This is a genomic window from Amaricoccus tamworthensis (assembly GCF_049800875.1).
Classification (GTDB): Bacteria; Pseudomonadota; Alphaproteobacteria; order Rhodobacterales; family Rhodobacteraceae; genus Amaricoccus; species Amaricoccus tamworthensis.
Genome location: NZ_JBNAFV010000004.1, coordinates 87,239 through 113,833, shown reverse-complemented (window position 1 = coordinate 113,833; position 26,595 = coordinate 87,239). Strand labels below are relative to the sequence as shown.

Genomic DNA, 26,595 nt, shown 5'->3' with positions numbered 1-26,595 from the left:
AGGGACCCCGAAGGGTCCCAAAGTAGATTTGATCGGTCGTCTTGTCCCCCAACTGCTCGACGGGATGTTGCGCGACCTTTGGCCTGTAAATCAGCTGCAGCCGGAAGTTCCGCCGCAGGAGTTGCACTTCATGCAGGTGCCGTTCCGCACCAGGGTGAAGTTCCCACATTCGTCACAGGGATCGCCCTCGTATCCCTGCATTTTCGCCCGGGCGCGTTCGTCCATCGCGGTCACGGAAGCGGAGGTCTGCACCGTTTCCGAAACCGAGACACCGCTTAGTCCGCCGTCCAGATCCATCACCTCGCTCATGGCACCGCCCTGAAGAACCATCAGTTCCTGAGGAAGACGCTTGCGCAGGTAGCCGGTCGAGGAAACCTGACGGATCATGTCGATCGAACTCGGGTGGGAGACTTCCGTTTCCACTCCCTCGCCGCCATCCTGACCCTCTCCAACGCCGCGGCCAAGATCATCAAAGCTCTCGCCGGTGGGTTTGACATGAGCAAGGTCAGTCCGGTCCAGATAGGACACCGCCAGTTCCCGGAAGATGTAATCAAGGATCGAGGTGGCATTCTTGATGCTGTCGTTGCCCTGAACCATGCCAGCCGGCTCAAACCGGGTGAAGGTGAAGGCCTCGACAAACTCCTCAAGCGGAACACCGTACTGAAGACCCACCGACACGGCGATTGCGAAGTTGTTCATCATCGCACGGAAGGCGGCACCCTCCTTGTGCATGTCGATAAATATCTCGCCAAGCTGACCGTCCTCATACTCACCGGTCCGCAGGTAAACCTTGTGGCCACCGACGATGGCTTTCTGGGTGTATCCCTTGCGCCGTTCGGGCAGCTTCTGGCGGTTTGAGCGTTCGATCTCCTTGACGATGATCTTCTCGACGATCTTTTCAGCCATCACTGTGACGCGCTCAGCCTGTGGTGCCTCGGTGAGCGTTTCTTCCAGGTCCTCGTCATCCTCGATCAGCGCGGAAGAGAGCGGCTGGGAAAGCTTCGAACCGTCGCGGTAAAGCGCATTCGCCTTTACGCCAAGCGACCAGCTCAACTCGTAGGCAGCCTTGCAGTCCTCGATGGATGCGTCGTTCGGCATGTTGACGGTCTTGGAGATCGCGCCCGAAATGAAGCTCTGCGCCGCCGCCATCATACGGATATGGCTTTCCACGGAGAGGTAGCGTTTGCCGATCTTGCCGCATGGGTTGGCACAGTCGAAAACAGACTGGTGCTCGTCCTTCAGGTGCGGCGCTCCCTCCAGCGTCATGGTGCCACAAATGTGGTTGTTCGCGGCCTCAACCTGCTCTTTCGTGTACCCAAGGTGACGCAGGAGATCGAAGCCCGGATCGGTCAGGCGTTCCTGTGGAATACCGAGAATTCCTGTGCAAAACTCCTCACCCAGCGTCCATTGGTTGAACACGAAACGAATGTCGAACGCGGTCGGTAGAGCCTTTTCGATCTTGTTAATCTCAGTCTGACCAAACCCGTGCCCAACAAGAGAGGTCGGGTTGATACCGGGAGCATTGTCGAGTGTGCCGTGGCCAACCGCATAGGCAACGATTTCCTCAACCTCATCCCGGGAGTAGCCGAGGTTTGAAAGTGCTGCAGGGACCGAGCGGTTGATGATCTTGAAGTAGCCACCACCCGCAAGCTTCTTAAACTTCACAAGCGCGAAGTCCGGCTCAATACCCGTGGTATCGCAATCCATTACAAGACCGATTGTGCCTGTCGGCGCGATTACCGTCGTCTGGGCGTTGCGGTAGCCGTGTTTCTCGCCAAGAGCAACGGCCTCATTCCAGACCGCATGGGCCAGGTTCAGCAGATTACCGTCTGGGCAATTGGCATGGTCGAGCGCGACCGGTGGGACCGAAAGCCCCTCATAGTCGGTCAGCGCACCCTGTGCCGCCCGGCGATGGTTCCGCATGACGCGCAGCATGTGTTTCGCGTTCTTTTCATAGCCCGGGAAAGCTCCAAGCTCCGCCGCCATTTCAGCCGACGTCCTGTAAGCCACGCCCGTCATTACGGCGGTCAACGCTCCACACAGCGCTCGGCCCTCGTCGGAGTCGTAGCTGTGACCAAGGTTCATGAGCAGGCCACCAATATTGGCGTAGCCAAGCCCCAGGGTCCGAAACCGGTAAGACAGTTCGGCAATTCGCTCCGACGGGAACTGGGCCATCAAAACCGAAATTTCCAGCGTGATGGTCCAGAGACGGCTGGCATGCATGTAGCTGCGCGCATCAAACTTGCCGTCTTTCAGGAACGTCAGAAGGTTCATCGACGCAAGGTTACAGGCGGTGTCGTCGAGGAACATGTACTCGGAGCAAGGGTTGGACCCACGGATCTCACCATCCTCCGGGCATGTGTGCCAGGCGTTAATGGTATCATGATACTGAATACCAGGATCCGCACAGGCCCAGGCCGCGTGGCCAATCTGTTCCCAAAGATCACGCGCCCGAACGGTCCGTGCGACCCCACCATCGGTCCGGCGCACGAGTTCCCAGTCGGCGTCGTCACGTACCGCCTTGAGGAAAGCGTCGGTCACGCGCACCGAGTTGTTCGAGTTTTGCCCCGAAACCGTCAGGTATGCCTCAGAGTCCCAGTCGGTGTCGTAGGTTTGGAAGTCAATCGATGTGAAACCCTGGGCCGCGTACTGCAGGACACGGTTGATGTAGGTTTCAGGAACCATCGCCTTTTTGGCGTCCCGTACCGCTTTCTTGAGCGCGGGGTTTTTCTTTGGATCAAACGCATCCGCTACACCGCCATCCCAGCTGCGGATGGCTGCAAAGATTGCGTTCAGCCGCTGCTCATGGACCTTGGAACCGGCGACGAGGCTCGCGACCTTCTGTTCCTCAAGAACCTTCCAGTTGATGAAGTCCTCAATATCCGGGTGATCCATGTCGCAGATCACCATTTTGGCGGCGCGGCGTGTGGTGCCGCCCGACTTGATGGCGCCCGCCGCGCGGTCACCGATCTTCAGGAACGACATCAGACCGGAAGATTTACCGCCGCCGCCAAGCGACTCGTTTGCAGCGCGCAGGGATGAAAAGTTCGTACCGGTACCGGAACCATATTTGAAAAGGCGTGCCTCACGGGTCCACAGGTCCATGATGCCACCGTCGTTTACGAGGTCATCCTCAACCGACTGAATGAAGCAGGCATGCGGCTGCGGATGCTCGTACGCGGATTTCGACTTCGTCAGCTGCTCCGTCTCGAAATCGACATAATAATGTCCCTGCCCCGGCCCATCGATGCCGTAGGCCCAGTGCAAACCGGTATTGAACCACTGCGGGCTGTTGGGCGCTCCCATCTGGCAGGCGAGCGAGTAACGCATTTCATCATAGTAAGCCCGCGCATCCTCCTCGGTGGAGAAATAGCCTCCCTTCCAGCCCCAGTAGGCCCAGGCCCCTGCGAGGCGGTCGAAGACCTGCTTGGCCGAGATCTCTCCACCGTAGCGTTCTTCTTTCGGCAGTTTGGCGAGCTTCGCCTCGTCCGGGACGGAGCGCCAGAGAAACGACGGCACACCCTTTTCGCGCACTTTTCGTGTGGCAGCGGGGACACCGGCCTTCCGGAAGTATTTTTGCGCAAGGACATCAGATGCAACCTGGCTCCAGGAAACGGGAACCTCAAGGTCGGTGAGGCTGAACACGACCGAACCATCGGGGCTGCGGATTTCAGAGGCGGTGGTTTTGAAATCGATCGCTCCGTAGGCACCGGTTTCGTGTTTCGTAAAGCGTCGCTCTATTTTCATGTCCTGCCTCTGATACTCATCTCCGGCCCGTTACCATGTGGCTGGCGGCTTCTGCCGCATCCAGGATAACACACCAGATATTGTGCGCGTCTGAATTTCGAGTACTAATTGCAGGCAAAGAGGCCGCCCGGTCAACCAAAATATATGCGAATTTCGCACATTTTGTGGTTGACACCAATGCACCCCCTACACCGGGTAGTGGTTAATTTTCATTAACGATTGCAGATAGTTACAATGAAATAAGGCGGTTCCGCGACAGAATCACGAATACCGCCTTTGCTTCGCCAGAAAATTGATTCAATTTTACCCGATTTCAACCATGAGTTGTTGGAAATATGGGTTCTCCGGAGTGCGGATTATGCTCGGCCAGTCGGGGTTGTGCATGCTGTCGGGAAAGTGCTGCGCCTCTACGCACAAACCCGCGTACGGACCATAGCGTTTGCCATCATGTCCCGGCGTATCAATCACCATCTCAGCTGCATTAAATACCTGAATAGCAGGCTCTTTTGTCCAAAGTGACAACTGAAGATCCGTCTCTTCGCAGTACACTGTGGCAGCCGGTATTGAGGTATCACGATCCGCCACAAGGACCAGATTATTGTCGAGACCCGTTTCACCTGTGGGCGAATCACCAACGGCACGCGGCGTCCGGAAATCGAGATGCGTGCCTTCAACGGTCTCAATCGTGCCCAGTGGAATCAGCGCGTCATCCGACGGAGTGTACTCCGCCGCATCAACATACAATATATGGCCCCGCACATCCGGTCCGGTACCGAGGTTGTAGTAACTGTGCTGAGCCAGATTGATTGGCGTTGGGCGATCCGGCCGCCCGTGCATTTCACAGATAAGCCGCGGCCCCTCCAACCGGTATTCAACCATGAACTCGACATGCCCGGGATAGCCCTGCTCCCCATCAGGACTCGAATAGGTCAGAATAACGGCCTCACGCTTTTCGTCGTGATCCATATTCCAGACACGCCGCTCCAGCCCCTTTACACCACCATGCAGATGATTGGGGCCGTCATTCGTGGTCAGTTGATAGCGTCTGCCTTCCAGTTCAAATTCCGAGTTTGCCGTCCGATTCGCGATCCGCCCCGCGATAACGCCGTGTGATCTGGCGTGTTCGACGTAGTCCTCGACCTTTGGAAAGCCCAGCACCACGCCCAAACTCCCTTTGGGTCCATCAACACGCCAGTCACGAACACAGGTTCCCAGACTAATAATCGACACCGCGGCCGAGGCACTCTCCAGCGTGATCTCCTCAACGGCCGTACCATCGACCCGACCAAATATGCGTTTTTTCATCTGCTCCCCCAATCGCTCGACTTCGTCAGTGCGGTTATAGAGACTTGAAGGGCAGTTCCAACACAGGAAAACGAAACGCATGAGCGCGGGCACCGTCCGGCACCCGCGCTTTTCACGCACTACACATCAGCAGTGCGACGAAGCGGGATTGTTTCCCCGCCCAGTCCGCAGTTATCCCCGGCGGTGGCCATCTCCGCGACGGTGGTCCCGATCATGGCGGTGTCCGTCACCACGACGGTCATCGCCATTCAGGACGCCGTCATCGTTGCGGTCCATGCGCTCAACAATATTGCCGAAACGCTCGTCCATCTCGGCCTGGGTGATCACGCCGTCACCGTCCTCATCGAGGTTCTGGAAGGTATCGACCATGCGGTTGCGAACGATTTCGAGATAGATCGACTCGAATTCATCAAGAGAAATATTCCCCTCGCCCGACTGATCCGCGCCAGTTACCAGAGCCGAGCGGTATGAATCAATTTCGGTCTGACTGACGGACCCGTCAGCATCCGCGTCAACGTTCTTCAGGATCTGGCCAAACATTGCACGACCACCGCGATGATCACCGCGGCCACCGCCAAATTTGGCATGAACGATACGTCCGTCGGATTCCGAGACTTCCGTCGGAGCGGTGGTGTTGTCAGCCTCCGTTTGTGCCGTAGCAAAAGTCAGACCCGACAACACGGTAGCGGCGGCCAAAAACGTAACGGGGATGATGTTGCTCTTTTTCATGTTTTGTCCTTTCGGTTTCAATGGAGACGCCTGTCGTCCCGCTGATCCCTAGGTAGCAACTCATTCCCAAAAAGGTTTGTCAGGCGACACCCAGGTTTGTCGCGGTTTGTCGCAACATATTGGCCTGATACGTTTTGCGACAAATCACCCCCCTGCAAGGCAGCAAAAGATTGATTTTTCGCGGGAAAAAAATGTTATCTGCACCTCACGACGCCCGATCCGCAACGTTGGAGACCCGATTTGTCCGATCCAATCGCCCCACATGTCCTTATCGTGGACGACGCTCGCGACATCCGTGAACCGCTGGGTCAGTACCTGCGGAAGCACGGCTTTCGGACGCAACTTGCCGGGAACGCATCGGAAGCACGGGGAGTCCTCGCGGGGTCCGCAATTCATATCGTCATTCTCGACATCATGATGCCTGGCGAAGACGGTCTCAGCCTGTGCCGCTGGCTGGTCGCCCATAACGGTCCGCCGGTTCTACTCCTCACGGCTATGGCAGATGAAACCGATCGGATCGTTGGCCTTGAGCTTGGCGCGGATGACTACCTTGTAAAACCGTTCAACCCGCGCGAACTTCTCGCCCGCGTCCGGGCCATCCTGCGGCGCGCTCCCCCGGAAATCGCGGCACCGCCGAGTGGCCGGCGACGGTTCGCATCGTGGCTGCACGATCCCGACGCAATGAAGCTTACCGCCGATGATGGCCGGACGGCGGACCTGACAACCGCCGAAAACAGGCTCATGGGGATCTTCCTTGACCATCCACGGACGGTCCTCAGCCGCTCAGCCCTCCTGGACATGACCGCCGGACGGGAAGCGAAGGCCTACGACCGCGCAATCGACAACCAGATGAGCCGTCTTCGCCGGAAACTTGAGCTCGACCCCAAAAAGCCACAGATACTCCTTACCGAATGGGGTGGAGGCTACAGGCTGGCTGCCGATGTCACAGAGGACGGATGATGGAAAGGCTCCGACGGTTCCTGCCCGACGCTCTGGCGGGCCGTATCATCCTGCTGCTGGTCTCGGCTATTGTTTTTGCGAACCTCATTGGTCTGGTTATTCTGACGCTTGAACAACAGAGGTTTGACCGCAACGCCAGCATAGAACGCGAAATTGAACGCACCGCGGCGCTTGTTCCCGCCATGGAGACCGTCGACGCTCCCACGCGCCGTCTCATAGCTGACGATGCCTCAACCCGGTTTGCACGGGTCAGGGTTCAGAACAAACCCATGCTCCAGGAATCCGTTCCGGACAGACGCTCAAGCGCATTCGCTCAACAGCTATCAGACGCCCTGGGACGCGACGATGTTAGGGTGTCCATCATCGACCGGCAGCAGCCCGACGCCAATGACAACTTTCGCAGCCGCTTCAGAGCCGAGGAAGTGATTGCGATTACCATACCACTTACCCAGCGCGATGGCCGCCCGGAATGGCTGAACGTGGTCACCCGCGGGGTAAAGCCGCCGCCTGAACGCATCGACGGCCAATTGTTCCTGACGGTGCTGATCCTCTCGCTTTTGCTGGTGCTTGGAGTCTCAATGCTGATCGCGCGCCATCTCACGAAACCCTTGGCGGAACTCTCAAATGCCGCCAAAGCCGTTGGCCGCGGCGATCGCAGTATCCGCGTCCCTGAGGAAGGCCCCAGAGAGATGCGGGACGCCGCGCGCGCGTTCAACGTGATGCAGGATGAAATCGCCCGGTTCGATGCGGAACGCGTGCGAATGCTGGCGGCTGTCGGTCACGATCTCAGAACACCCATGACCAGCCTTCGCATAAGGGCCGAAATGGTCGATGAAGACGAACAGCGCGACGCGATGGTACGCATTCTCGACGAGATGACAGTCATGGCGGACGGGCTGGTCAGTTACGCGCAGAAAGGCGAAGACACCGAACCTTTTGGCCGCATCGACCTTGGGAGCCTCGTCAGGCAACTCTGTGAAGATCGCGGAGTGAAATGCACCGCCCCCGAAGGTATTGAGGTAAAAGCCCGGCGCGTAGGCCTTGGCCGCGCCGTCGGCAACCTGATCGACAATGCAATCCGATATGGTGGCTCAGCAAGCGTGTCACTCACGCGGGACGACACTTCCGCATTCGTCGCGATCGACGACGAAGGGCCAGGCATCCCGACCGAATCTCTCGAGAGCGTTTTCCAACCATTCGTCCGCGGCGACAACAGCCGGAGCCTTTCAACCGGTGGCACCGGCCTCGGCCTCTCCATAGCACGAACCATAATCGTCGCGCATAGAGGACAGGTCACACTGGAAAACCGGGAACAGGGCGGATTACGGGCGACCGCAACCATTCCCCTGGGACCGCCTAAATAAAAGCCCGCGTGTACGATGAACAGGCGGGAGACGGCATCAGATGCATTGGTATTGAATCAGCGGAAGGCGTTTTTCAGGCTGGCACAGGCCCTGCCGAAATCCATTTGTCCGCTGTGGTTGGCCTTAAGGTTGGCCATAACGCGATTGATGTCCCGAATCGAGCTCGCACCCGTTCTCTCAATCGCCTTGTCGATCGCCTGCTCGACCTCACATTCAGAAAGCTGCTTGGGCAAATAGGTTCGAATAATTTCGATCTCCTTCCGCTCCTCATCAGCCAGATCAAGCTGCCCGGCCTCCTCATAAGCGGCCGCACTGCGCTCACGCTGTTCGACCATTTTAAGCAGGAAACCCATAATCTTGTCATCAGACAGCTCACCCGCTCCGTCATCATTTCGGAGGTGAAGCTCCTGATCCTTGATGGCCGCACAAATCAGCCGCAAAGTCGCGGCCCGAACCGGGTCATCCGACTTAATTGCCGCCTTGAGATCTCGAGAAAACCGTTCGCGGATCATTACACACCATGTCCAGTCGACCCATGCGGGTCAGGTTTTGGGGAATATAATGATGACACAAATTATTCGCAAGTTTCTTCACAAAGTGTAAGTTATTGTAAAAATTGTAGTTTTCAAAAAACCCACTCCTTGACCCTAGGCCACACTGAACGTAATTTCCCCCGAATTTTAGAGGATTCGAACATGTCGCAGAACCCTTCACCCACCGAAAAAACCGACGCCGCGCTGACCTTCGGACAGTCGCGACCAACCGGGTGTATCGTCCTGAATGATGGTCAGATTTTTTACGGAAACGGGTTCGGCGCGACCGGCACCGAGGCTGCGGAACTCTGCTTTAATACGGCCATGACCGGTTATCAGGAGATCATGACCGACCCCTCCTACGCCGGACAGGTCGTGACATTCACCTTTCCACATATCGGTAATGTCGGCACAAACGATGATGATGACGAAGCCACGGCGCCCTGGGCGGCCGGCATCGTCGTCAAATGGGATCCGACCGACCCGTCCAACTGGCGCAATACCAACCATATCTCCGAATGGATGCGGAAGAACGGCCGGATCGGTGTTGGCGGCATCGACACGCGTCGGCTGACCAGATCAATCCGCTCCCTCGGCGCCCCCCACGCGGTCATCGCACACGACCCGGAGGGCAATTTCGACACGGACGCCCTCCTTCAAATGGCTCGCGCGTTTCCTGGCATCGAGGGACTCGACCTCGCCAAAGACGTCACCTGTGCCCAAAGCTACCGCTGGAACGAAATGCGCTGGGCATGGCCCGATGGCTTCACCCCGAACGAAACCCCAGGTTTTCGCGTGGTTGCCGTCGATTATGGCGCCAAACGCAACATTCTGCGGTGTCTCGCGTCCGCTGGCTGTGAGGTCATTGTACTGCCCGCGACGGCCACCGCCGAAGAGGTGCTCGCACACGAACCGCAGGGATTGTTCCTCTCCAACGGGCCTGGCGACCCGGCTGCAACTGGCGAATACGCCGTTCCGATGATCAAGACGGTTCTCGAAAAGACCGACATCCCGGTTTTCGGAATATGCCTTGGACACCAGATGCTGGCTCTGGCGCTCGGTGCCCGTACAATCAAAATGAACCACGGCCACCACGGCGCCAATCATCCCGTGAAAGACCTTGAAACCGGTAAAGTGGAAGTGACCTCCATGAACCACGGGTTTGCCGTCGATGGTCAATCGCTCCCCGACACCGTCGCGGAGACACATGTGTCCCTTTTCGATGGCTCCAACTGTGGCATCGCCATGCGCGACCGCCCGGTCTTCTCGGTCCAGCAGCACCCCGAGGCAAGCCCCGGACCGCAGGACAGCTTCTACCTTTTTGAACGTTTTGTCAGTGAGATGGAGAAAAGGGTTAAGGAACCGGTTTAATCATTAACACCCGGTTAACTTAACTTCATCTTAATGCGCACCTAGTAATACTCTCAAAGTAATTTTGTGAGTATTCCTATGGCACGAGTATTGCCAATTATAACGGCGGCCAAACCGGCCATTGCCGAACCGAAGCCGGTTGCGGTCCGGAAACCACTTGGCAGCACCCTTGTTCAACAGGGTCTGATCGAGGAAAGCGTTCTCCAGGACGCCTTGGAACAGCAGAGAACCCAGGACCAGAAACTCGGCCAAATTCTTGTAAACAATCATTGTATCACTGACGAACAGCTTCAGTCCGCCCTTTCGAGCCAGTCCGGCCTGGGGCGCGTCGATCTGAACGACAGCCCCATCGATGCCAGCTTGATGGATGGCATCGATCCATACGCCTGCCTTGCAATCGGTGCGGTGCCATGGCGCCGGGTGGGCTCTACCCTGGTGATTGCGGTGTCCAGCCCTGATGACTCCGCCGCCGCGAGAAAACTCTTCTCCCAAATCGAGGCGAAACGCGTTTCCTTTACTCTGACCTCGGTCGAGCAAATCCGTGTCGCAATCTCAAATGCATGCCGCGGTCGCATGGATGCCGAGGCGAATATACGGACCCCGGAAGGTTACAGCTGCCGCTCATGGACACAGTCAATCAACCGAGGGAAATGGATCGCTGCGGTTGCCGTCATTTTCACATTTACTTCTTTTTCTCCGCTTCTTGCATTGCAAATCCTCATGTTCTGGATCCTTGCAATGAACGCGCTGACCATGTGTCTGAGACTGACAGCCCTGTTCGTGCGGGTTAAGGGGAAGAACAAAACAGAAAGCCACGGTGGCCTGAAGCTAATGGACTACAGGAAACTGCCGAGGGTGTCCCTGCTGATACCACTTAACGACGAATGTGCGGTCGTACCGAAGCTCGTCAATGCCATGAAGTCGTTGAACTATCCCCCAGCGTTGCTCGATATCAAGCTTGTGCTGGAGGAAGACGACCTCAAAACCCTGATGGCAATTGATGCAGTCGGTCTTCCTCCAAATTTCGACATCATCACCGTTCCCGGAAACGGACTACGCACCAAACCCCGCGCCATGAACTATGCTCTTCCCTTCTGCGAGGGCGAGATTGTGGGCATTTATGACGCCGAGGACCGTCCCGACCCTGATCAGATCCAAAAGGTGGTTGAACATCTACAGGCATCGCCGCCGGAGGTGGTCTGCGTTCAGGGATACCTCGATTTTTTCAACACCAACCGGAATGTCATCTCGCGCTGCTTTACCATCGAATATGCCATCTGGTTCAGGATTGTGTTGCTAGGCGTGCAAAAGCTCGGCATCCCGATTCCATTGGGCGGAACCACGGTATTCTTCCGCCGGAACGTGCTTGAAGAAATAGGGGCCTGGGACGCGCATAATGTCACGGAAGACGCGGACCTTGGCATGCGGCTCGCCCGTTTTGGCTACCGCTGCGACATGATCCCGTCGACAACGATGGAAGAGGCCAATCACCGTCCAGTTGCGTGGATCAAACAGAGATCACGTTGGCTCAAGGGGTACGTGATCACATGGGTTACCCACATGCGGCGCCCGATTGCCCTGGCACGCGATCTTGGCTTTCGTGGTTTCATGGGATTTCAGATTCTCTTTCTCGGAGCAATCACATCATACCTCGCCATACCCCTGTTTTGGGCACTCTGGCTGGCCATGCTGGGCTACGACTTCGATCTTTTGGCCGGAATACCGCATTGGCTCGCATTTGGCATGATATCTTCCATGATGGCTGGACAGGTGATCATGCTGTTCACCGCATTTGTGGCTGCACTCGACAGCGGACGCAATACCCTTGCGTTCTGGTCACCGGTCATGTCGCTCTACTGGCTTCTTGGAGCGGTGGCAGCCTATCGGGCGGTCTTCGAAGTATTCGTCAAACCGTCCTACTGGGCGAAGACCGAACACGGCATTGACGACACCCGATAAAGGCCGGCGTCATGCCCGACCGTCACCGTCGTCGAAATTGCCATCCGCCCCGGATTCCGCCAGCAGCCTGGTCTCAAAAGCGCGGCTGAGATGCTCCTGAAGGGCTGCATCGGCCTCCGGCCCGTCCCGCGCCTCAATGGCCCGAACAATCCGCTCATGCTCTTCCAGCGCCTTCTCACTCCGCCCATCGACTTCCAGCGACGTGGTGGCAAGCAGCGCCATGGAGCGCCTGACCGATTCCAGTTGCTGAATAAGGAACCGGTTGTGGCTGGCGAGGTGTATCTGGCGGTGAAAACGCTTGTTTGAGCGCGAGAGCAGGTCAGGCCGCCCGATCAGTTCGCGGTCCTTATCGATCATCGTCCAAAGAACCCTGATCTCTTCCGGACCGGCATGTTGCGCGGCCAGACGCGCGGCAAGCCCCTCAAGCTCCGACCGCACGACATACAGCTCGGCCAGTTCATCGTGATCGAGACTCGACACAACAAGGGAACGGCCATCCCTCGTCAGGACCGACTGGGTCTCAAGCCTCTGAAGTGCCTCCCGGATTGGCGTCCGTGACACGCCGAACCGAACCGCCAGCTCAGATTCCACAAGCTTGTCGCCCGGCTTGAACTCGCCCCGGTCGATGGCTTCGAGCACCATGTCATAGGCGTCGCGATTGGGATACATGCCATGCGTCATGCGCGATGTTTGGGCGGCGCGGCATTCCTTGTCAACGTTGCGCGGACATTCCCCACGCAATCGCGAACGTATTGGGTTTGCCCTCGGAACCGGACCGGCGTAATTAGAGAGCATGCCGAAAGAAAAGTTTCAGAATGTCACGACGTGGGTCTTCGATCTGGACCACACGCTTTATCCACCGGACGCGAACCTGTTTCACGGCATCCAGGAAAAGATGACCGGATATGTGATGCGCGAACTCAAACTGGAGTATCAGGAAGCGGCCGAACTCAGATCCCGGTACTGGCGGGAACACGGCACGACGCTCGCCGGCCTGATGCTCAATCACGGCATTGATCCACACCCCTTCCTTGATGAGGTGCACGACATCGCGCTGGACGCGCTCTCGCCGGATCTGGATCTGGTGGATAGCCTTCACAACCTGCCCGGCCGCCGGATCGTGTTCACCAATGGATCAAAGGAACACGCCCGCCGGGTGACCAGGGCGCGGGGAATTGATGGCGCCTTTGATGCCTTCTACGGTATTGAATGTGCGGGCTTCACGCCCAAGCCACACCGGACCGCGTTCGACCGAGTGATAGAACTTGACGGTTTTGAACCGGGGACAGCCGCCATGTTCGAGGATGAAGCCCGCAATCTGGAAATCCCCTACGAGCTGGGTATGCAAACTGTGCTCGTCGGACAAAAGTCCGACCAGGCTTACATTCACCATCAGACCGACGACCTGACCGGTTTCCTGCGCAACCTCGCGTAAAACCGCTAGCCGAAGAGGCGGACCGACATGACCCAACCCCCCGAATGCGTAGAAGTCCTGGTCGCCGGAGGTGGCGTCGCGGGCCTCGCCGCAACCGCCCTCTTCGCGTCGGAAGGCTTCACTGTCGCCTGTGTCGACCCTGCTCCGGTAATCACATCTTCGACCGAGGCGGGATCAGATCTGCGCAGCACCGCTTTTCTGATGCCCTCGGTGCGACTGCTGCAAAAATCAGGCCTGTGGGACACACTCGGGAAACATGCGACCGCTCTTGCCACCATGAGGATTGCCGATGCCGGCGGCGAGGAACCGGCCATCCGCGACGAGGTCGATTTCAACGCGACTGATGTGGGCGAAGAGGTCTTCGGCTTCAATCTGCCAAACTGGCTCCTTCGCCATGAAATGACAGAGAACCTGAGCCAACGCGAAAATGTCTTTCTGCTAAACGGAATGGGCGTCGAACACTTCACGCCGCGTACTTCCGGGAACATCCACCGGCTTAGCGACGGTTCGCAGATCACCGCTCAACTGACCATCGGCGCAGACGGGCGAAACAGCCGCATCCGTGAAATTCTCGACATTGATGCCAAAAAATGGAGCTACGGCCAAAAGGCACTGGTGTTCACCGTCACCCACACTGCCCCTCACCACAATGTATCAACGGAAATCCACCGGACAGGCGGGCCATTCACGCTCGTGCCGCTGCCCGGCATGGACGGCCACCACCGGTCGGCCATCGTCTGGATGGACACGGGACCTCGCGCCATGGAATTGGCCGCTCTGGATCGTGAAGCGTTCGAGTACGACCTCAACCTGCGCTCCTGCGGTGTGAATGGCCGACTTTCACTGGAAAGCGAACGAAAGGTGTGGCCCATCATCTCCCAGGTCGCGGACCGTCTTAATGGCCCGCGGACCGCGCTGGTCGCGGAAGCGGCCCATGTGGTCCCTCCCATCGGCGCGCAGGGCTTAAACATGAGCCTCGCGGACATCGCAACGCTGGGGGAGCTCTGCGCCACCGCCCGGACCAAAGGAAAGGACATTGGCGCTCAGGATCTGCTGGGCAAATACAACCGCCAGAGACATCCCGACATCGTCGCGCGCGTCGCGGGGATTGATGCCCTGAACCGGGCGGCCATGCAGGAAAACCTGGTCCTGCGTGATTACCGCCGTTCCGCGCTGAAACTTCTGCACGGACTGGCACCGGTAAGAAAATCCGTCATGGCGTTGGGGCTCGGTATGGGCGCCCGCCAAACGGACCCGGTCAACTGACTACAGAAGGGGTGCGGAGGCTTTCTCCTCCGAGAGCATGACATTCGACTCCACCGCTCCCATGCCCGGCAGCGTCATAATACGGCGGCGCAGGATGCGCTCAAAGTCACTGAGATCCCGCGCCACGACCTTCAATCGGTAATCGTAGACGCCGAGAACGTGCTGAACCAGCTGCACCTCCGGGATCGCCTTTACCGCGCGCTCAAACGCCTCCAGATCGAGCCTACCCTTTACCGCGAGCCGAATTCCCAGAAACACGACAACAGAAAACCCCAGCTTATCACGGTCCAGCACGATCCGTCGTCCGGCAATGACACCGGCCTCACGCAGCTTCTGAATCCGCCGCCAGGCCGCCGGCTGGGACAGGCCTACCCTCGCACCGACTTCACGGGCGTTGAGACTGCCATCCGAGAGAAGTACACGCAGCACCGCCCGATCCGTATCGTCAGGAACATACGCCATCAGATCGGAAGCCTGTTTGTGTCTTTCACCTCACTGACCAGCATCAGGGCCTCAATCTCCGAAATATGCGGAAGCGTCAAAATGCGTTCCCGGTAAATCTCCTGATAATGGGCCAGATCCCTTGCGCGAACATCCATGCGGATATCCACCCGTCCCAGAAGGCTTTGGATGTCTCCGACCTCGGGCACATCCCGAGCGGCTTTCAGGAACTCGTGAAACGCGTTCGGTTCGGTTTTTTCCAGGGTCACCCGCAGGAACACCTGCACCTCATATCCAAGCGCGCGGTAATCCACCTCAATCTCTCGGCCGAGAATAACGCCGCTGCTTTCCAGGCGTTCAAGTCTGCGCCAGCACGCTCCCGTCGAAACACCGGCCAGTTCGGCCAGTTGGGAGATTGGCATATCCGCATCATCCTGAAGCAGCCGTAGAAGACGTCTGTCCATATCATCGACTTCAGACATAAATTTTTCGATTACCTCCAGAAGGGCGAATATAGGTTTCGAAAATTCCGCAAAAATCCTGATAATGGAAAACCCAATCCCGCGTAAACCCCTATGCTCCGCCCATCAATACCCAAGGGAGCAAATCCAATGCGAGTTTACTACGATCGCGACTGCGACATTAACCTGATCAAGGACAAGAAGGTCGCAATCGTCGGCTACGGCAGCCAGGGCCACGCCCACGCACTGAACCTGCGCGACAGCGGCGCGAAGAATGTTGCCGTAGCCCTTCGCCCCGGCAGCGCCAGCATCGCAAAAGCCGAAGGTGAAGGCCTCCAGACCATGGCCATCGACGAAGCAGCAAAATGGGCCGACGTCATCATGATGACCATGCCCGACGAGCTTCAGGGCGACACCTATAAAAAGTACATCCACGACAACCTGCGTGAAGGCTCCGCAATCGCTTTCGCACACGGCCTCAACGTTCATTTCGGCCTCATTGAGCCGAAACCGGGCGTTGACGTCATCATGATGGCGCCGAAAGGCCCCGGTCACACCGTACGCGGAGAATTCGTCAAGGGCGGTGGCGTCCCCTGCCTCGTTGCGGTTCACAACGACGCTTCCGGCAACGCGCTTGAAATCGGCAAATCCTACTGCTCCGCCATCGGCGGCGGCCGTTCGGGCATCATCGAAACCGACTTCAAGGAAGAGTGCGAAACCGACCTCTTCGGCGAACAGGCCGTTCTCTGCGGCGGTCTCGTTGAACTGATCCGCATGGGCTTCGAGACGCTCGTGGAAGCCGGTTATGAGCCCGAAATGGCCTATTTCGAGTGCCTGCACGAAGTGAAGCTCATCGTGGACCTGATCTATGAGGGCGGCATCGCGAACATGAACTACTCGATCTCCAACACGGCCGAGTATGGTGAGTACGTTTCCGGTCCACGGATCCTGCCCTACGCCGAGACCAAGGCACGAATGAAAGAGGTTCTGGACGACATTCAGACCGGTAAATTCGTCTCCGCCTTTATGTCGGAAAACATCGCCGGCCAGCCGTCCTTCAAGGCAACCCGCCGCCGCAACGACGACCACCAGATTGAGGAAGTTGGAGCAAAACTCCGCGCCATGATGCCCTGGATCTCCGAAGGCAAAATGGTCGACAAGTCCCGGAACTGATACCTCCGGCCAGACACGTTTTCGGGCCGCCCCGGCACAACCGCCGGGCGGCCCAATTTCATTCCATCGGACGCTTTGGCAATTGAGTGTCGACAAGCCTCCGGCGAGCGGATAGAGAACCCGCTGTTCAACTGCTATTACCGGGACCGCCATGGCAACCGTCGTACTAACCGTTCATCTGATCATTGCGCTTGCGCTCATCGTCGTCGTCCTTCTCCAAAGGTCGGAAGGCGGCGGCCTTGGCATGGGCGGCGGAGGTGGCGGTGGCGTCATGACCGGACGTGGCGCGGCAACCGCACTTTCCAAGGTCACATGGATGCTCGGCATCGCATTCGTGGTCACATCCCTCGCGCTGACCATCATTGGTGTTCGCGACGGCGCCTCGAATTCCGTGATCGACGGTCTTGCGCCTTCCGTAGACGCGTCTGGCGACGGCTCCCCGGCCTCCTCCCCGCTCGGTAACGATCTCCTGCCACCGCTGCCGGAAGATGGCCCGTCCACACCACCGGCCGCTGACGAGCCGGCAACACCACCAGCCGTCGAATAAACGGAACGTCAGTGGAAACCGCTCAATTCCCTTCCAAAAGAGGCAAGGGAATTGGCGTCAGCCTATTGCCGCTCAACGGGATCTCGCTTAAGGATTGAGTCCCGTGGGGCAGGATTTCGCAGAGGTTGCTCCAAAGCCTAACGTCACGGGAATATCAAATATGGCAAGGTATATCTTCATCACAGGTGGCGTGGTTTCGTCACTGGGCAAAGGCCTTGCGTCCGCGGCATTGGGCGCGCTTCTCCAGGCCCGGGGCTACTCCGTACGGCTTCGGAAGCTGGACCCCTACCTCAACGTCGACCCCGGAACCATGTCGCCTTTCGAGCACGGTGAGGTTTTCGTCACCGACGATGGCGCCGAAACCGACCTCGATCTGGGCCACTACGAAAGGTTCACCGGAGTTGCCGCACGGAACACGGACTCCGTGTCCTCAGGCCGCATCTATTCCAACGTCCTCGATAAGGAACGCCGCGGCGACTACCTCGGAAAGACCATCCAGGTCATTCCGCACGTTACAAATGAAATCAAGGACTTCCTTGCCGTAGACGGTGACGAGGTTGACTTCATGCTTTGCGAGATCGGCGGAACCGTGGGCGACATCGAGGGACTTCCCTTCTTCGAGGCTATTCGTCAATTCGGCCAGGACCGTGAACGCGGCCAGTGCATTTTCATGCACCTCACCCTCCTGCCCTTCATTAAGGCCAGCGGCGAGCTTAAAACAAAACCAACGCAGCACTCGGTCAAGGAACTACGGTCCATCGGCATCGCGCCGGACGTACTTGTCTGTCGCTCGGAACACCCGATCCCGAAGAAGGAACGCGAGAAACTCGCACTGTTCTGTAACGTCCGCCCCGACGCCGTGATTGCCGCCAACGATCTGCGCTCCATTTACGAAGCGCCCCTGGCCTACCACCAGGAAGGCCTCGACCAGGCGGTTCTCGACGCATTCGGCATTTCACCCGCCCCGAAGCCGAAACTCGACAAATGGGACGACGTGGTCGACCGTATCCACAATGCCGAGGGCGAGGTAAAGGTCGCGATCGTCGGCAAATACACCCAGCTTGAAGACGCCTACAAATCCATCGCCGAGGCCCTCACCCACGGCGGCATCGCCAACCGGGTAAAGGTCAGCGCGGAATGGATCGACGCAGAGAAGTTCGAGACCGGCAACGACATTGCACCGCTGCTCGACGGCTACAACGCCATCCTTGTGCCGGGTGGTTTCGGCGAACGCGGCACGCAGGGCAAGATCAACGCGGCCCGGTTCGCCCGCACCCGCAAAATTCCCTATCTCGGCATCTGCCTGGGAATGCAGATGGCCGTTATCGAAGCTTCACGCAACATCCTCGGCCTGGAGGACGCGGGCTCCGAGGAGTTCGACTACGAGCGGGGCCACAACAACTACACGCACGTCATCTATCACCTAAAGGAATGGGTCGAGGGCAACCGCACGATCAAACGGGCGGTCACGGACAACAAGGGCGGCACCATGCGGCTTGGCGCCTACAACGCCACGCTCAAGCCGGACAGCCAGGTCGCCAAAATCTATGGCACCACCGACATTTCCGAGCGCCACCGTCACCGTTACGAGGTGGATATCGAGTATCGAGACAAGCTGGAAAAATGCGGTCTCGTGTTTTCCGGTCTGTCTCCGGACGGTCGCCTGCCGGAGATCGTGGAAATTCCGGATCATCCCTGGTATATTGGCGTACAGTTCCACCCGGAGCTCAAGTCAAAGCCATTTGAACCACACCCGCTGTTTGCCGATTTCGTAAGAGCCGCCGTGGACCAGTCGCGTCTGGTATAAGGCGGCGGAGAGCCTACATACACCAAATGATAGCAGACCTTCTCCGCCGTCTCGCCGGCACCCCGACCGAGGACACGCTCGATCCGCATGACGCGCGGCTCGCCTTGGCTGCCCTCATGGTCAGGATCGCAAGAACAGACCACACCTATACCGAAGCGGAACGCGAACGGATCAGCCGCGTTCTGTCAGATTACTACAGTCTTGGGGCACAGGAGGTCGAAGACCTGCGTCGGGAAGCGGAACAGACCGAAGCCGAGGCCCCGGACACCGTGCGGTTCACACGGCTTATCAAGGCCGCCGTTCCCTATGAGGACCGCGAAGGCATTGTGGAAGCGCTCTGGCGCGTGGCCGCAGCGGACGGCATCAATGATGAGGAACACGGGCTGCTCAGGCTTGTCGCCAACCTCGTTGGCGTGTCCGACAAGAACAGCGCGCTGGCAAGACAACGGGCACTGGCCCGCGACGACTAGGTCCGGTTCAAACTGTTGATCTAGAAATCCAGGCTGATCCGGCGGGTCAGACTGAAGCGGAACTCGTACTGGTCCTCGGAGCCGCTTTCCGCAATCGGGGACTCAGCCGCATCATTCATCAGACGCGTATATTCCGCACTGCCCTCAAGGCCCCAACGCTCGTTAAACTGGTATCGAGCCTCCAGAAGGACACCCGCCCCCAGCACACCGCCCTCGGCGTCATAAGCCTCGATACCTGACCGGGCCGACTCCTCTTCGGAGACCCCAAAATACTCGTCGGCAAACCTTGCGTCACCGAGCGAGATCCGCGGCCCGAGGGTCAGGGTCAAACCTTCGATCGGATAGGCAATCGCATCCGCACCCACATCGCCAACCCAGGCGTGATGCCCGATGAAACCATATCTGACATCCGCGAAAACACGGTAGTTTCTCTGCTCGTATCCGATACCGAAACCGGCCTCAAAAGCGCGGTCTATATCGTCGAGGCCCTCAATCTCCTCATAGTCGTCGGAGTCACGCTTGCCGATGTAACCGACCGATCCGCGAAGTCCCAAACCACGCCGGAAGCCGACCGCGTCTCCGGAACCATATTCAAACCCGCCTGGGAAACGGACATAGTCGAGCCGAAGCGCTGCACTTGGCCCGAGCTCATATTCGCTCGACCCCAGATAGGCCGGGCTTACAGCAACACCAGCCCGGACCGTGGCAACGAAATCGGGGTTTTCCGCGTCGATATATTCATTCTCAACGATGAACTCGAGCGCCGGCGGCAAACCGCCCTCATCCTCATCCGCATGCGCAGGAACGGCAAAAAAGGCACCGGAAAAGGCCGCTGCGAAACCAGCGGCGGACACCACGTTCAGGTTCGGTTGCGGAGCCAATTTCGTAAGCCTTTCCAATTTGATCCCGGGAATCATTAACTTATTGCATTCCCCAGTTAACACAGTGTGATTTTCCGCCCTCCAATAGCAAGGAAAATTCGCACTCCTCTCCCGATCCCGCCCCGAATGTCACAGGTTTGTCAGATAACGTCGCCCCAGAACCGACTGCAATATCTGAAAATTCACCGACCTGGCGAAATTATCACATATTTTCAGAGATTGTTCGCGCTATACGTGTGTCGACTGCAGATTTTCCCAACAGTCAATCAGACCGGCCATTCAAGGACGGAAATGGAATCACCCTTAATGCGTCCGTGCCGCCAGATTGGCCTCCAACACCTGTCTAACCGCACCGATATCGGCATCCTTGCAAACGAACGCATCACCGATGTCGCGCGCCAGAATAAAGGTCAAACGGCCGGCCTCGACCTTCTTGTCCTGACCCATTAGATCGATCAACACATCCGCATCGGGCAAACTCCCCTCGATATCCTCCATACGATACCGCATTCCCATTTTTGAGTAGTGCTGAGCAATCCTGCCGGGCAGTTCCTGCGAACAAAGGCCCATGCCCACACTCGCCTCAAATGCCAGCATGCAACCGACTGAAACTCCCTCGCCATGCAGCAGACGGTCGGAATATCCGGTTGCCGCTTCCAGAGCATGCCCAAACGTGTGACCGAGGTTCAGGAGCGCCCGCCGGCCGCGTTCGGTCTCATCCTCTTCCACAATCTCCGCCTTCATTTCACAGGAGCGTTTCACGAGGTAATTCCTTGCCTCCAAGTCTCCCTGCAGGGCAGACGGACCGTTTTCCTCAAGCCAGTGAAAAAACGCAGCGTCCCCAAGCAGCCCGTATTTGACCACCTCACCATAACCGGCGAGATAATCGCGTTCCGACAATGTTGCGAGTAGCCCCGTATCCGCCAGAACCAGTGACGGCTGGTGAAACGCCCCGATGAGGTTTTTTCCCAGCGGTGAGTTGATCGCCGTTTTGCCACCCACTGAACTGTCCACCTGCGCAAGCAGCGTCGTGGGAATTTGAACAAACCTCACACCCCGCCTGTTGATGGCCGCGGCAAACCCGACGAGATCGCCAATGACACCACCACCCAGTGCGACAACAACATCGCCACGGTCGATCCGTTTCTCGATCAGCCATTCCACGGTCTGTTGAAGCGCAGCCCAGGACTTTGTCGTCTCTCCCGGCTCCAGCACCAGCACCTCAAAAGCGATTCCGGCGCCTCTCAGGCTATGCTCGAGTGTTTCCAGGTGGTGCGCGGCAACGTTCCGTTCAGTAACCACCGCAACCTTCGCCGAACCAACCAGAGACCCCATTTCAACGCCAGCGTCCGCGAGCAGCCCCGACCCGATACGAATGTCATAGGAACGATCGCCAAGCGACACCCTGACCGTTTCACGCTCCATCAACGTTTCTCCCCAATGGTTTTGTCACCGGATGTGGCCGCGCCGTCATATGCCCGCACGGAGTCGATAATTCGAACCGCCATGTCCACGTGGCTTGCGCCGCGCACGCTTTCGACGATTACATCGGCTTCGGCATAAATGGGTGCACGACGACGTTCCAGGTCCGCAAGGACCTGCCGCGGATTCGGATTGTCCAGCAGCGGGCGCCCTGGTCGTCCCCGCACGCGTTCCCAGAGAAGCTGGACGTCCGCCCTGATCCACACCGAGGTGCCATGCGCCTTGATTTCTTCCCGGGTCCGCGCCTCCATGAACGCACCACCACCGGTTGCAAGAACGCAGGGACGACCGGCCAGAAGACGCGCAATCACCCGCCGCTCGCCGTCGCGAAAAGCCGCCTCACCGAGGCCGGCGAAGATCTCTGGAATGCTCATTCCGGCCGCCTCAACGATCTCCGAATCGGAATCAACGAAATCAACATTAAGGATTGCGGCCACTCTTTTGCCGACACTCGTCTTGCCAGCTCCCATCAGCCCCACGAGCACAAGGGTTTTTTGCAGTTTAAGCGTTTCAAACCCATTAGGAAGGCTGGATTTTTCCGGTTCATTCATGTCATTTGTTATTCGGACGCACCGGTAGTACACCACTCATTAAGTCAAGGTCGGTCATTGTCATGTGATTGAACAGGACCTTGGCCTAGGGTCAAGCCAGGAAGGCAGGACAATTCGGAATGGGATACGTTTTTAAGGGTTTTTTGTTTTTGGTCGTCGCGTCAGCCGCTTATCTGCTGGCGATGGCGATATTTTCCGACTTGCCCGCACCAACGGCGGAAATCTCCAAACCCATAGATGCGATGTAGACCGTTAAAACTGCGCACGGGTCTTGCGACAGCCGGCATTTTGCTGGCCGTACCGGCATGGGCGAATGACCCGCGCAGCGCAATTCCATGGCTTTCGGAGAGCGTAAGCGAAACCGGCGCTGTCCCGGAGCAATCCGGCAATTCGGCCTTTGGCGTGGAGGAGGTAACCACTACGGTTCTGAGTAACGCGGCATACTCGACTGCCGGAATTCTCTCGCCACAGGACACCGGGTTCAATGCCGACATCTGGGGGCCCACGGATGCCGCGACGGCCCTCACCCTGGTCAGAGAGCATGGCGGCCGCGGTGTGCCCGAGACCATTCGTCTGTTCAAACGCATCCTGCTTGCCGCAACCCCAACGCCAGGCAGCACCGAGGATGGCCGCGACATTTTTGTTGCACGCCTCGACCGTCTTCTCGAACTTGGTGCCCTTGAGGAAACCGAAGCCCTAATCGGCATGACCGGTGCGGAAGACCCCGCAATTTTCCGCCGCTGGTTCGATGTGGGCCTGCTGAGCAACCACGCGGACGCGCCCTGCCGCGAACTTCGCCGCAAACCCACGCTGTCGCCGACCCTGCCCGCTAGGATCTTCTGCCTCGCGCGTGGCGGAGACTGGGGAGCCGCAGAAATCACACTGACGATGGGTCAGGAGGTCGACGCCTTCGACCCGGCACAGCATGCCCTGTTGGCACGTTTTCTCGATCCCGAACTCTTTGAGGAGGAGCCGGCCCCCGAGGCGCCCGACCCTCTGACACCGCTGGATTTCCTGATGCGCGAAGCCGTTGGTCTGCCACGGCCGGCCGCCCGGCTTCCTTTGGCCTTTCTCCACTTCGATCTTGACGAACACGCCCCGCTGCGCATCCGGGCCGAAGCGGCCGAACGCCTCGTTCTGGCCACTACCGTGTCGCCGGAAGTCCTGTTTGAGGCCTACCGATCCGCAAAACCGGCCGCATCCGGGGGCATCTGGGACCGCGTCGCCGCCACCCAGGATCTCGATGCCGCTCTGGCCGACTCGGACCAGGCTGACCTCCCGGACGCCATACTGGCCGCGGACGAGGTCTTCACTGAGCGGGGCCTCCGTTCCGCCTTCGCCTATGCCTACGGGCCACAACTGAGTGAAATCGACCGGCAGTCCCTGCCCCAGGACGCACAATTCGCAGTGCTGGACCTGCTTCTACTTGCCGGAGAAACGGACCTCACCGACATTCCCGCAGACTACCCAAACAAAATCCTTGTCGATCTGGCGAACGGTCAGACCCCACAGCACTTAACGAAAGATCCGGTCTCCACGGCTGTCAAAAACGCCTTCGCACCAACCGGCGATCCGTCCATTCGCGATGTGCGTCTGCAAAGAATGCTCCGCGAGAAACGCCAGGGCGAGGCTCTGTTCGCCGCGCTTGACCTGCTTCAGGGCGGAACGGACCTCGCTCCGGACTCCCTCCGCTCCGCGCTGCTACTCTTACGTAAAGCCGGACAGGAAGAAACCGCCCGCAAAATCGCGATCCAGACCGTACTGGGTTCCGGGAGGCCGGATTGAAATCGCGGGACCGCATCGCGCAGTTTCTGGAGGCAATTCAGGCCGAACGGGACGCCGCCTCCAACACAATCGCCTCCTATGCCCGGGACCTCTTGGATTACGAGGAGTTCCTCATGTCCAGAAACACCGACATCATCGAGGCAATGCGCCCCGATATTGAGGCCTATCTGGTGGACCAGACCGACCGGGGCATGGCCGAAACCACGAGGGCCCGGCGCCTTTCAGCCCTGCGGCAGTTCTATCGGTTCTGCTTCCTTGAGGGCTGGCGCGAGGATGACCCCGCCGCGCTCATAAAAGGCCCCAAACGCCGCCGCGCCCTGCCCGGCACGCTAAGCGAGGACAACGTGGACCGGCTTCTGGAGGCCGCCTCATCGACCGGAAAAAACCAGACCGAACGCCTGCGCAACACGTGCCTGATGCAGATTCTCTACGCCACCGGCCTGCGTGTAACCGAACTCGTTTCTCTGCCCGTCGCGGCCGTGCGCGGCAATCCGCAGATGATCCTCGTCCGGGGCAAGGGCGGTCGCGAACGCATGGTACCCCTTTCCGTACCGGCCAAAACCGCGCTGGAGGCCTGGCTGACCGAGCGTGACCGGCTTCAGGCGCTCGCTACTAAAAAAGGCAAACCGGACTCCGCCCATCTGTTTCCGGCCCGCGGAAAACGCGGTCACATGACCCGGGAGCGTTTCTTCCTCCTGACCAAGGAACTTGCCGCCAACGCGGGCCTCGACCCGTCAACAATCTCGCCCCACACCCTGCGGCACGCCTTCGCGACGCATCTCCTGTCGCATGGCGCGGACCTCCGGGTTATCCAGACCCTGCTCGGTCACGCCAGCATCGGAACGACGGAAATTTATACCCATGTGCAGGACGCGCGGATGAAGGAGCTTGTTTTCGAAAAACATCCTCTCGCCGCGGAAACCGCCCCGGACCTTGAAGACGGCGACGACTGGCCCCATAAACCCTAAATACCTCGAAGTATTCACAGGGCTCAAAAGTTATGGAAACCGCAGAAGCGGCCACGTCGTTCTGGCCGATCGTCATAACGGGAATCGCAATTCTGGTGCTGTTATGTCTTTCGGCCGTGTTTTCCGGGTCGGAGACGGCCCTGACCACGGCCAAGCGCGGCAAACTCCACTCCATGGACGGCAAGGGCGACCGTGGTGCGGGCGTGGCCCTGAAGCTGATCGAGGACAAGGAACGCCTGATCGGGGCCATTCTGCTCGGAAACAACCTCGTCAACATCCTCGCGACATCGCTCGCGACCATGTTTTTCACGGTGCTATTGGGTGAGGGCGCGGTCGCCATTGCCACGCTGGTAATGACCGGCCTTGTGCTGGTGTTTTCCGAAGTACTGCCCAAAACCTACGCCATCACCAATGCAGAGACGATGGCGGCGCGCGTCTCTCCCCTGATACGCGGCGTTGTTGTGGTCCTTTCTCCTGTCGTGAATGCAGTCCGAGCCCTGGTTCGCACCATACTGGGCGTATTTGGCGTCAGCACCGACCCGGAGGCGCATTTTCTGGCCGCCCAGGAAGAAATCGCCGGAGCGATTGCCCTCCACCACTCCGAGGGCGCTGTGGAAAAAGACGATCGGGACCGCCTGCTCGGCGCACTGGACCTTGGCCAACGCAGGGTGGAGGAAGTCATGCTCCACCGCCGAGAAATTGAAATGATCGACGCGGACCTGCCCCCGGCGGAGATCCTCGCAAAGGCACTGGAATCCCAGCACACCCGCATCCCGCTCTACCGCGAGGACCCGGAAAACATCATTGGTGTGCTGCACGCCAAGGACCTTTCCCGTGCCGTCCACCAGCTCGGCCTCGACAGCCGCGAGTCGCCTGCCGACTTTAGCGAGCTGAACATCGAGGAAGTGGCGATGGAGCCCTACTTCGTGCCCGAGACCACGCCTCTCGACGAACAGATGCGTGCCTTCCTTCTGCGCCGTTCACATTTTGCCCTCGTCGTTGACGAGTACGGCGCCCTGCACGGGCTCATCACGCTTGAGGACATTATCGAGGAAATCGTCGGCGACATTACCGACGAGCATGACACGCAGAAATCCTCAGGGATTGAGCCCAACGACGACGGATCGGTCGAGGTCGATGGTGGCGTGACGATCCGCGACCTTAACCGCGACTGTGACTGGTCGCTCCCGGATGAGGAGGCCAACACCATCGCCGGGCTCGTCATCCACGAGGCACAGGCCATCCCCAATGCCGGTCAGGTGTTCAGTTTCCACGGCTTCCGGTTCGAGGTGCTGGAACGTGAAAACAACCGCCTCACCCGCATCCGCGTCCGCAAACTGCTGTAGCACAAGGGGCGCTC

General features: G+C 58.6%; 24 protein-coding genes. 14 read left to right on the top strand and 10 right to left on the bottom strand.

What is annotated here, in order from left to right; genetic code table 11:
* Positions 1-90 precede the first annotated feature (90 nt).
* From ACP15P_RS09530 to ACP15P_RS09520, 3 genes are all read right to left on the bottom strand, one after another.
* The gene (locus tag ACP15P_RS09530) at positions 91-3,747 is read right to left on the bottom strand and encodes a vitamin B12-dependent ribonucleotide reductase (protein ID WP_424928220.1); all 3,657 of its coding nucleotides are present in this window, start codon (positions 3,745-3,747) and stop codon (positions 91-93) included.
* Between the two features lie 303 nt (positions 3,748-4,050).
* Positions 4,051-5,052, bottom strand: coding sequence for an aldose epimerase family protein (locus tag ACP15P_RS09525; protein WP_424928219.1), 1,002 nt, complete (start codon positions 5,050-5,052; stop codon positions 4,051-4,053).
* A 171-nt stretch (positions 5,053-5,223) separates the two neighbouring features.
* Positions 5,224-5,781 (bottom strand): EF-hand domain-containing protein, encoded by a 558-nt coding sequence (locus ACP15P_RS09520; protein ID WP_424928218.1) that lies wholly within the window; start codon positions 5,779-5,781, stop codon positions 5,224-5,226.
* 240 nt (positions 5,782-6,021) lie between these two features.
* Here ACP15P_RS09520 and ACP15P_RS09515 point away from each other — a divergent pair, with 240 nt between their 5' ends.
* Together ACP15P_RS09515 and ACP15P_RS09510 are read left to right on the top strand one after the other, a co-directional pair.
* Positions 6,022-6,741, top strand: coding sequence for a response regulator (locus ACP15P_RS09515; protein ID WP_424928217.1), 720 nt, complete (start codon positions 6,022-6,024; stop codon positions 6,739-6,741).
* The gene (locus ACP15P_RS09510) at positions 6,738-8,105 is read left to right on the top strand and encodes an ATP-binding protein (protein ID WP_424928216.1); all 1,368 of its coding nucleotides are present in this window, start codon (positions 6,738-6,740) and stop codon (positions 8,103-8,105) included. The genes ACP15P_RS09515 and ACP15P_RS09510 overlap by 4 nt, the downstream gene beginning before the upstream one ends.
* Positions 8,106-8,161: 56 nt before the next feature.
* On the opposite strand, the gene ACP15P_RS09505 is transcribed toward ACP15P_RS09510, so the two are convergent.
* Positions 8,162-8,617, bottom strand: a complete 456-nt coding sequence (locus ACP15P_RS09505) for a GatB/YqeY domain-containing protein (protein ID WP_424928215.1) — start codon at positions 8,615-8,617, stop codon at positions 8,162-8,164.
* A 183-nt stretch (positions 8,618-8,800) separates the two neighbouring features.
* On the opposite strand from ACP15P_RS09505, the gene carA reads away from it, so the two are divergent.
* Together carA and ACP15P_RS09495 are read left to right on the top strand one after the other, a co-directional pair.
* Positions 8,801-10,009: a glutamine-hydrolyzing carbamoyl-phosphate synthase small subunit gene (gene carA, locus ACP15P_RS09500; RefSeq protein ID WP_424928214.1), complete on the top strand. Its 1,209-nt coding sequence runs from the start codon at positions 8,801-8,803 to the stop codon at positions 10,007-10,009.
* Between the two features lie 78 nt (positions 10,010-10,087).
* Complete coding sequence (locus tag ACP15P_RS09495) at positions 10,088-11,968, top strand: glycosyltransferase family 2 protein (RefSeq protein WP_424928213.1); 1,881 nt, start codon at positions 10,088-10,090, stop codon at positions 11,966-11,968.
* Positions 11,969-11,977: 9 nt separating this feature from the next.
* Here the strand turns inward: ACP15P_RS09495 and ACP15P_RS09490 are convergent, their stop codons facing one another.
* Positions 11,978-12,637 (bottom strand): GntR family transcriptional regulator, encoded by a 660-nt coding sequence (locus ACP15P_RS09490; protein WP_424928212.1) that lies wholly within the window; start codon positions 12,635-12,637, stop codon positions 11,978-11,980.
* A gap of 124 nt (positions 12,638-12,761) precedes the next feature.
* On the opposite strand from ACP15P_RS09490, the gene ACP15P_RS09485 reads away from it, so the two are divergent.
* Both ACP15P_RS09485 and ACP15P_RS09480 read left to right on the top strand, forming a co-directional pair.
* Positions 12,762-13,403: a pyrimidine 5'-nucleotidase gene (locus ACP15P_RS09485; RefSeq protein ID WP_424928211.1), complete on the top strand. Its 642-nt coding sequence runs from the start codon at positions 12,762-12,764 to the stop codon at positions 13,401-13,403.
* Positions 13,404-13,430: 27 nt separating this feature from the next.
* Positions 13,431-14,669 carry an FAD-dependent monooxygenase gene (locus ACP15P_RS09480; RefSeq protein ID WP_424928210.1) on the top strand — a complete coding sequence of 413 codons (1,239 nt, stop codon included), beginning with the start codon at positions 13,431-13,433 and terminating at the stop codon, positions 14,667-14,669.
* On the opposite strand, the gene ACP15P_RS09475 is transcribed toward ACP15P_RS09480, so the two are convergent.
* Entirely contained in the window at positions 14,670-15,131 is a 462-nt protein-coding gene (locus ACP15P_RS09475) for an Lrp/AsnC family transcriptional regulator (RefSeq protein WP_424928209.1), read from the bottom strand. It lies immediately after the preceding gene.
* Positions 15,131-15,592, bottom strand: coding sequence for an Lrp/AsnC family transcriptional regulator (locus ACP15P_RS09470; protein WP_424928208.1), 462 nt, complete (start codon positions 15,590-15,592; stop codon positions 15,131-15,133). The genes ACP15P_RS09475 and ACP15P_RS09470 overlap by 1 nt, the downstream gene beginning before the upstream one ends.
* 129 nt (positions 15,593-15,721) lie before the next feature.
* Between ACP15P_RS09470 and ilvC the strand changes: the two genes are divergently transcribed.
* The 4 genes from ilvC (at position 15,722) to ACP15P_RS09450 (ending at position 19,568) form a co-directional block, all read left to right on the top strand.
* Positions 15,722-16,744 carry a ketol-acid reductoisomerase gene (gene ilvC / locus ACP15P_RS09465; RefSeq protein WP_424928207.1) on the top strand — a complete coding sequence of 341 codons (1,023 nt, stop codon included), beginning with the start codon at positions 15,722-15,724 and terminating at the stop codon, positions 16,742-16,744.
* Positions 16,745-16,895: 151 nt separating this feature from the next.
* Entirely contained in the window at positions 16,896-17,291 is a 396-nt protein-coding gene (secG, locus tag ACP15P_RS09460; RefSeq protein WP_424928206.1) for a preprotein translocase subunit SecG, read from the top strand.
* Positions 17,292-17,451: 160 nt separating this feature from the next.
* A complete protein-coding gene (locus ACP15P_RS09455) occupies positions 17,452-19,098 on the top strand; it encodes a CTP synthase (RefSeq protein WP_424928205.1) in 1,647 nt (548 codons plus the stop codon).
* 26 nt (positions 19,099-19,124) lie between these two features.
* Positions 19,125-19,568: a tellurite resistance TerB family protein gene (locus ACP15P_RS09450; RefSeq protein WP_424928204.1), complete on the top strand. Its 444-nt coding sequence runs from the start codon at positions 19,125-19,127 to the stop codon at positions 19,566-19,568.
* 20 nt (positions 19,569-19,588) lie between these two features.
* On the opposite strand, the gene ACP15P_RS09445 is transcribed toward ACP15P_RS09450, so the two are convergent.
* The 3 genes from ACP15P_RS09445 to ACP15P_RS09435 all read right to left on the bottom strand — a co-directional run bounded on the left by ACP15P_RS09445 (position 19,589) and on the right by ACP15P_RS09435 (position 22,482).
* Positions 19,589-20,449: a MipA/OmpV family protein gene (locus tag ACP15P_RS09445; RefSeq protein WP_424928203.1), complete on the bottom strand. Its 861-nt coding sequence runs from the start codon at positions 20,447-20,449 to the stop codon at positions 19,589-19,591.
* Between the two features lie 303 nt (positions 20,450-20,752).
* A complete protein-coding gene (gene aroB, locus ACP15P_RS09440) occupies positions 20,753-21,874 on the bottom strand; it encodes a 3-dehydroquinate synthase (RefSeq protein WP_424928202.1) in 1,122 nt (373 codons plus the stop codon).
* Positions 21,874-22,482, bottom strand: coding sequence for a shikimate kinase (locus ACP15P_RS09435; RefSeq protein WP_424928201.1), 609 nt, complete (start codon positions 22,480-22,482; stop codon positions 21,874-21,876). The genes aroB and ACP15P_RS09435 overlap by 1 nt, the downstream gene beginning before the upstream one ends.
* A 119-nt stretch (positions 22,483-22,601) precedes the next feature.
* Between ACP15P_RS09435 and ACP15P_RS09430 the strand changes: the two genes are divergently transcribed.
* From ACP15P_RS09430 to ACP15P_RS09415, 4 genes are read left to right on the top strand one after another with little or no spacing between them, the layout of a single operon-like run.
* Entirely contained in the window at positions 22,602-22,730 is a 129-nt protein-coding gene (locus tag ACP15P_RS09430) for a hypothetical protein (protein ID WP_424928200.1), read from the top strand.
* Complete coding sequence (locus ACP15P_RS09425) at positions 22,720-24,267, top strand: hypothetical protein (RefSeq protein WP_424928199.1); 1,548 nt, start codon at positions 22,720-22,722, stop codon at positions 24,265-24,267. Before ACP15P_RS09430 ends, ACP15P_RS09425 begins: the two co-directional genes overlap by 11 nt.
* On the top strand, positions 24,264-25,235 hold the full coding sequence (locus ACP15P_RS09420; protein WP_424928198.1) for a site-specific tyrosine recombinase XerD: 972 nt from the start codon (positions 24,264-24,266) through the stop codon (positions 25,233-25,235). The genes ACP15P_RS09425 and ACP15P_RS09420 overlap by 4 nt, the downstream gene beginning before the upstream one ends.
* Before the next feature lie 32 nt (positions 25,236-25,267).
* A complete protein-coding gene (locus ACP15P_RS09415; RefSeq protein ID WP_424928197.1) occupies positions 25,268-26,581 on the top strand; it encodes an HlyC/CorC family transporter in 1,314 nt (437 codons plus the stop codon).
* Positions 26,582-26,595 lie beyond the last annotated feature (14 nt).